Source organism: Planococcus sp. ISL-109, from assembly GCF_018613655.1.
Classification (GTDB): domain Bacteria; phylum Bacillota; class Bacilli; order Bacillales_A; family Planococcaceae; genus Planococcus.
Map to the genome: position 1 here is coordinate 57,127 of NZ_JAGGPW010000012.1, position 6,195 is coordinate 63,321.

Here is a 6,195-nt window from a genome sequence, read left to right on the forward strand (position 1 = left end):
AAGCAAAAAGCCAAAGGGTTTCTTCTTCAGGAAGAATGCTCTTTGGCTTTTTGGATGAACTGGGCCAATTCCTCGGCTGTTTTTTCGAGATCCTCTTTCACCTGATGCTCCCAGATTCTTTTGATGAACCAGCCTTTTTCTTTGTAATATGCCGTTACTTCTAAATCACGCTCTTTATTTCTAGCAAGCTTCTTATTCCAGTAATTCTGATTACTTTTTGGCTGGTTTCCGTGAATTTCGCAGGCATGCCAAAAACAAGAATCGATAAAAATAACAACCTTATATTTTTTAATAGAAATATCAGGCTTTCCAAATAGGGTCCGGTCATTTTTTCGGAACCGATAGCCTTTATTCCAAAGCAAACGGGAAACCTTATTTTCCAGTTTCGACTGAGACCGAATGGCCTGCATGTTTTTTCGGCGCTGCTCTTTGGTGATTTTATCTGTCATAGCCTATCCCTCGCTTGCTAGTACTATTCCCCGTTAGATTAGGGATACACTAAACAGAACCAGGATTTAACTAGAATAAACTGACATAGAGGCTGGGGGCTGCTTTTTTTTCATTAATGTGTATAATAAGAAGCATAGAGGTATGCAAGAACATACTTTCGTATAAAAAACGACCACTAAGGAGCGATTTTCATATGATATTTAAAAAAGGCGAACTTTTTAACGGTCCAGGTGGGCTAAGTTTGGCAGCAAAGAAAGCAAAGGTTATTCATCCGGAAACCGGAGAAGAGTTTCGAATTGAGCATCTTTGGTCAAACGATTACGATGCTACAGCATGTGAAACTTTCCGATTAAATATATGCGAAAATCCAGACGATCCATCTGTACACTGGGGACCTGTGGAAGATTTGCCGATTGGCGACAAATCCATTTTGGGTGATATTGATTGTTTTGCTTTCGGCTTTCCCTGCAACGACTTCAGTATTGTCGGCGAAACAAAGGGACTGGGCGGCACATTCGGGCCATTATATACCTACGGGGTCCAAGTACTGAAGGATTATCAGCCGAAGTTTTTCGTAGCGGAAAACGTCGGGGGTCTTCAAAGTGCCAATGAAGGAAAAGCCTTCATTCAAATCCTGACGGAATTGGAAGACAGCGGATATAAGCTGACGCCTCATTTATATAAGTTCCAGGAATATGGTGTGCCGCAAGCAAGACACCGCATTATCATTGTCGGCATTCGCAATGATCTTGCTGAAGAAGGAATTGAATTCAAAGTGCCGGCGCCGATTACGCTTGCATCAACTGAATACAAAACGGCCTCTGAAGCGATTTTAAATCCGCCTATTCCGGAAGATGCTCCGAACCATGATATGCCGAAACATACGGCCAAAGTAAAGGAAATGCTGAGCTATATACCTCCAGGCAGCAACGCATGGTATCCGGGGATTCCAGAACATTTGCAGCTCAAAGTAAAAGGCGCGCGAATGAGCTCGATTTATAAACGCTTAGACCCGGATCGTCCTGCATATACCGTAACCGGCAGTGGCGGCGGTGGAACGCATATGTATCACTGGGAAGATCTGCGCGCTCTGACAAACAGAGAAAGAGCCCGTTTGCAGACGTTTCCGGATGACTTTATATTTGCTGGAAGCAAAGAAGCTGTTCGTAAACAGATCGGAATGGCTGTACCTCCGCTTGGCGCACAAGTTGTATTTGAAGCTATCTTAAAGTCATTTGCAGGAATAGAATATGATTATGTAGAACCGGCACCGAAGCTTCAGCTTGAAAATCTTCGAGGGAAAAAGAAAGTGGCTATCAAAGAAGTAGTAACAACTATAATTTAATAATAGAGAGTAATTCTCTTAAAAAGATGCAGAGATATGTCCTGCATCTTTTTTTATTTATTCATACAAGTGATAAAAATTACGAAATATATATAATCTTTAAATACAAGTGAAAAAAATAATGATATATAATTCATATATTTAAATATATGAATTATGTAGTTTACATTTAAAAATAAATATGATATTTTATTTAAAAGGGGTGATTATAATGGATGAAAAAATGATGAAGTTTGAAAGAATAGCAGAAAAAAGAGTTTCTGATGTACTGAAAAAAATGCAGTTGATTGGAAATTTAGCCAATAAAAACAACTACGAGTATACAGAAAAGCATGTAAAACAGATTATTGACTCACTAGAAAATGAATTAAAGGTGTTAAAGAACAAGTTTGCTGAAGAAAGCAGTGAAAAAACAACAGATTTTAAATTTAAAAAATAGGGGGGATTTATTATGAGCGAAATCGGATGGGAGCTTCCTTCCACTAATGGAGGAAGAGAAGATGGATTAAACGATTCAGGCATTTCGTATTTTCAGGCAAACCCAGTTAAATCTCTTACCAGAGAAGTCATTCAAGATTCTCTTGATGCTCGAAAAAATACAGATAAGCCAGCGATAGTTGAATTCAAGAGAAAAGATTTAGATAGCTCAGCTATCCCGGGAATAGCTGAGCTAACAGATATTTTCGAAACAGCTACTCAGTACTATAAAGAAAGTTCTAACGACACCTATCTTTTCTTCAAAAAGGGTTACAATGCGTTGCAAAATAAAACTATCTCAGTTTTAGCAATTCGGGACCGAAATACAACAGGGCTAACAAAAGTAGGACAAACCACGGATAGCCACTTTCATCGGCTGACAAAAACTACTGGTGATACAGCAAAAACCGGAACTTCAAACGGATCTTTTGGTATTGGTAAACATGCTCCTTTTGCAGCATCGGTATTCCGTACAATGCTATATGGTACTTTAAATACAGACAAAGAAATGAATAAAGGTTTTCAAGGAGTTATAAAAATTGCTAGTTATAACCGTGGAAATGAATTCCCAACACAAGGTACTGGTTTCTATGGACATAAAAAGGGCTTTTTACCGTTAACTGATTTATCTAAACTGGATTCTTTCTTTAGGAGAGAAGAGGGCGATTTTGGTACTGATAAGTTTATTCTTGGATTTGAGGATAGAAAAGATTGGGAAGAAGTAGTAATAGAAGAGTCGGTCTTAAACTATATGTGGGCTATAATCAATGGTTCACTTGAGGTAGTTGTCGAAGAAACAATTATAAATAGAGATACCTTAAAAGAAGTAGTGGAGAAAATTGCTGAATTTAATCCTGAAAGTACTTGTATGGAATTTTACTTAACCTTAACTTCTCCTGATGCTGTTATTATACCTAAGAAATTTCAGACTGAAGATGGCCAGGAAGAAACTATCAAATTATTTTTATTAAAAGGTAAAGGCTTTAATAACAAAGTTTCCTTAAATAGAGGAACAGGTATGAAAATTTATGAAAAAGGCCACTTTAGAACTCCTGAAGCCTTTGCCGGAACCCTTATTGTTGAAGGGGAAGAGCTTAACAAGGTAGTGCGAAAAATGGAACCGCCTACTCATGATGACTGGGAACCTGGTCTTTATAAAAAGAATCCAAAATATGCCAAAAAATTAAAGAAAGAAATTTACAGCTGGTTAAAAGACGAAGTAAACGCTATAACTCCAAAATATGAAAAAGATTCGCTTGAACTGCCAGGTCTAGAAGGCGTATTACCCAGTTTAAATCAAGAAGAAAATCCTGCTGAAGAAATCGACCTTACTTCTAATAGAGAAAAAATTAATTCTATCGAAATAGTCAGTAATTCAATGAATAAGCGTAATGTAAAGGCTAGAAAACGTAAAAAACGGATACCAAATCCACGTCCAAGCAAACCTCGAAAAGAACCTGCAAATAAAACTACAAAGGCAGAAATTAATAGGATGAGAGCCTTTTGTATAGATGAAAAAAGTGGGAAATATAGATTGGTGGTTAATCCAATAACTTCAGGAGAAGCCTTAATAGAGGTAAAGCTGATAGGTGAAAGTATTACTGAACATGCCAAAATCTATAAGGCAATCGAAGATCAAACAGACAATAAAATTGAAATAAACGAGAATGTTTTGGGGCCTTTAAACTTAATTAAGGGTGAAAATAAGACGATTACAATTAGCTTAGACCAGGTTACTCGATATTCTCTGGAGGTGACGTCAAAATGAAGGTGAAAGCTAGAAACTTTCCTCATCCAGTTTTAAATCCTGTCAGTGATGATTTTCTAAAAGGCTCTTTTAAGGGGGAAATCATTGAGAAAATTCAAGAAAATGACATGTTGGAATTTAAGATTCATTTAGATTTAAACAATCCAGACTTGCAGAATCTTATTCGAATGAAAAAAGCCAGTTTCAATATTCATTTCGAATGTATTTCGACAATGCAACGTTTTACGTTTTCAAAATCTGAACCTGACTTTAAAATTTCTATAGCTAAAGAACTTTTAAATAAAAAAGTAGATGTAAATTTTTTTATTTTAGCAGATCAGAATATTGAGAATTACACAAATACAGATGCACACTCGGATTATACAGGTGTGAAATTTGGAATCCAAAAAGGAGATATCTTAGCATTCAGTGAGTCCCAAACAATTTATATTGAAAAACAGCCGATGTCAAATACGAATAGCATTTTTAAAGTCAGTAAAGCTACCGATCCTAAAGCGCCGTCTATAAGTATCAGTTTAAATGAGAATCAGATAGAGATTGCAATTCCGGAAGCGTCTTATGAAAAAGTAGGGCAGTTACAGGCGTACGGAGATGATTGCAATAAGGTTTTAATATCGATGCTGTATTTACCAGCATTAATTGATACTTTATTTAATATTCAAGATATGGCACAAAACCAAGAATATGAACTAGAAGACATTGCCGGTCTAGATTGGTACAGAACTTTAGAAAAGAGACTGCAAAAGATGGGTTATAACATAGCGGAATTAAACTTATATGATATAACCCGCATTTCCTATGATCTGCTTAATTCTTCTCCAGAAGCTCCTTTAATTTCGCTTGAAAATATCGTCTACAATAGGGAAGGGGATGAAGAGTAATGAATTATAGGATAATGAAAGAGGCAATACTAAATGATTTGAAAGAAAATATTACAGAGAATATAGCTTTGTATAACTCATTTGTAAATGATGATTTTTTAAAAGAGTTACAAGTAGACGATAATCAACAAAACTCTAAATTAGAGGTATCTGACCCTTTAAATAGAAGTAAAGAAGACTTAGAAAATGCAATAAGGCTGTATGAATACTTTGAAGAACTGCCATTGACCTTAGCGTCAGATGAAAAGTTTTGGGCGTACTTAACCCATACTTCATTTTGGGATTATATGTGTAAGAGATGGCCTGCAAGTGCAGCTGAAGGAAATGAAATTGAGTTTATTAAAACCCGTTATTTCTTCAGTTCCACAAATAAAACATTTTATCGAAACGGCCTTTCTAGGCTATGGTGGTTTGTTCATTTGACTCATGATTCCACTAAAGAAGATCCTTATTACTACACTCGCATTATCTTAAGTTATCAAGATTTAGCAAATCTGCTGATAGAAACAACCAGTCTTTCTCGGAATAAGACCGTTTTAAAAGCCATTCTAGAAGTTATTTCGAAGGTTGGAAACCTCGAAGAGCAAAATAAAATACAGAAGATAAAGAATAAAAGAGAGTTTCTGCGAGGAATAGCTAAATATATAAATCTTGTTGGCGGTGTTACTATATGGGATAGATTGAATGAAAAAGAGGCCCACGATAAAACATGGCATTATGTAGAATCTCAAATTGAATATATTAACGACGTCAAAGTTGAACAATATATTTCGAAATAAGCTTCTATAAAATACTAAAACTTATTTAAACGAGTTGAAAAATTAAAAAGTAAAAAATTCTCAAAAACGATGGTTTATAAGAGTCAGAGAAGAAGGCGTCATTTTCCTTCTTTGGCTCTTTTGCATTGTCCCATTACTTTTTTCAAAATCAATTTATCATAAATGTTGCTGCACAATGATTTTGAAAAGAAGTGGGAAAGAAGAATGATAGGCTTCAAATTGGCAATGCATATAGCCATTTAATAGAACCACTTGTGCCACGTTTTAGAACCACCCAGGACACAAAACAGAACCACTTGAGACACGAGAGAACCACTCCTATATAATGAGTTTGCGGAATATTCCGCAAATAAATTGCATAGGAGGTTTTTTATGGTCAAATATCGGGAGATTCTCAGATTGGATTCTCAAGATGTGACGAAACGGGGAATCGCATCCAGCTGTAGGTGCTCGAGGAATACGATTACCGAGGTGCTGGAGAAGGCAAAAGAGAAA

At 36.1% G+C, this 6,195-nt stretch carries 6 protein-coding genes; 5 read left to right on the forward strand and 1 reads right to left on the reverse strand.

Annotation, left to right across the window (positions count from 1 at the left end; all coding sequences use genetic code 11):
* Positions 1 to 26: 26 nt before the first annotated feature.
* The gene (locus J7E21_RS10310; RefSeq protein ID WP_215107291.1) at positions 27 to 449 is read right to left on the reverse strand and encodes a very short patch repair endonuclease; all 423 of its coding nucleotides are present in this window, start codon (positions 447 to 449) and stop codon (positions 27 to 29) included.
* Positions 450 to 643: 194 nt separating this feature from the next.
* On the opposite strand from J7E21_RS10310, the gene J7E21_RS10315 reads away from it, so the two are divergent.
* The 5 genes from J7E21_RS10315 (at position 644) to J7E21_RS10335 (ending at position 5,700) form a co-directional block, all read left to right on the forward strand.
* Positions 644 to 1,795 carry a DNA cytosine methyltransferase gene (locus tag J7E21_RS10315; protein ID WP_215107293.1) on the forward strand — a complete coding sequence of 384 codons (1,152 nt, stop codon included), beginning with the start codon at positions 644 to 646 and terminating at the stop codon, positions 1,793 to 1,795.
* A gap of 211 nt (positions 1,796 to 2,006) precedes the next feature.
* The gene (locus tag J7E21_RS10320; protein WP_251047950.1) at positions 2,007 to 2,234 is read left to right on the forward strand and encodes a hypothetical protein; all 228 of its coding nucleotides are present in this window, start codon (positions 2,007 to 2,009) and stop codon (positions 2,232 to 2,234) included.
* Positions 2,235 to 2,246: 12 nt separating this feature from the next.
* Positions 2,247 to 4,040, forward strand: a complete 1,794-nt coding sequence (locus J7E21_RS10325; protein WP_215107294.1) for a hypothetical protein — start codon at positions 2,247 to 2,249, stop codon at positions 4,038 to 4,040.
* Positions 4,037 to 4,921: a hypothetical protein gene (locus J7E21_RS10330; RefSeq protein ID WP_215107296.1), complete on the forward strand. Its 885-nt coding sequence runs from the start codon at positions 4,037 to 4,039 to the stop codon at positions 4,919 to 4,921. Before J7E21_RS10325 ends, J7E21_RS10330 begins: the two co-directional genes overlap by 4 nt.
* Complete coding sequence (locus tag J7E21_RS10335; RefSeq protein WP_215107298.1) at positions 4,921 to 5,700, forward strand: DUF6339 family protein; 780 nt, start codon at positions 4,921 to 4,923, stop codon at positions 5,698 to 5,700. The genes J7E21_RS10330 and J7E21_RS10335 overlap by 1 nt, the downstream gene beginning before the upstream one ends.
* Positions 5,701 to 6,195 lie beyond the last annotated feature (495 nt).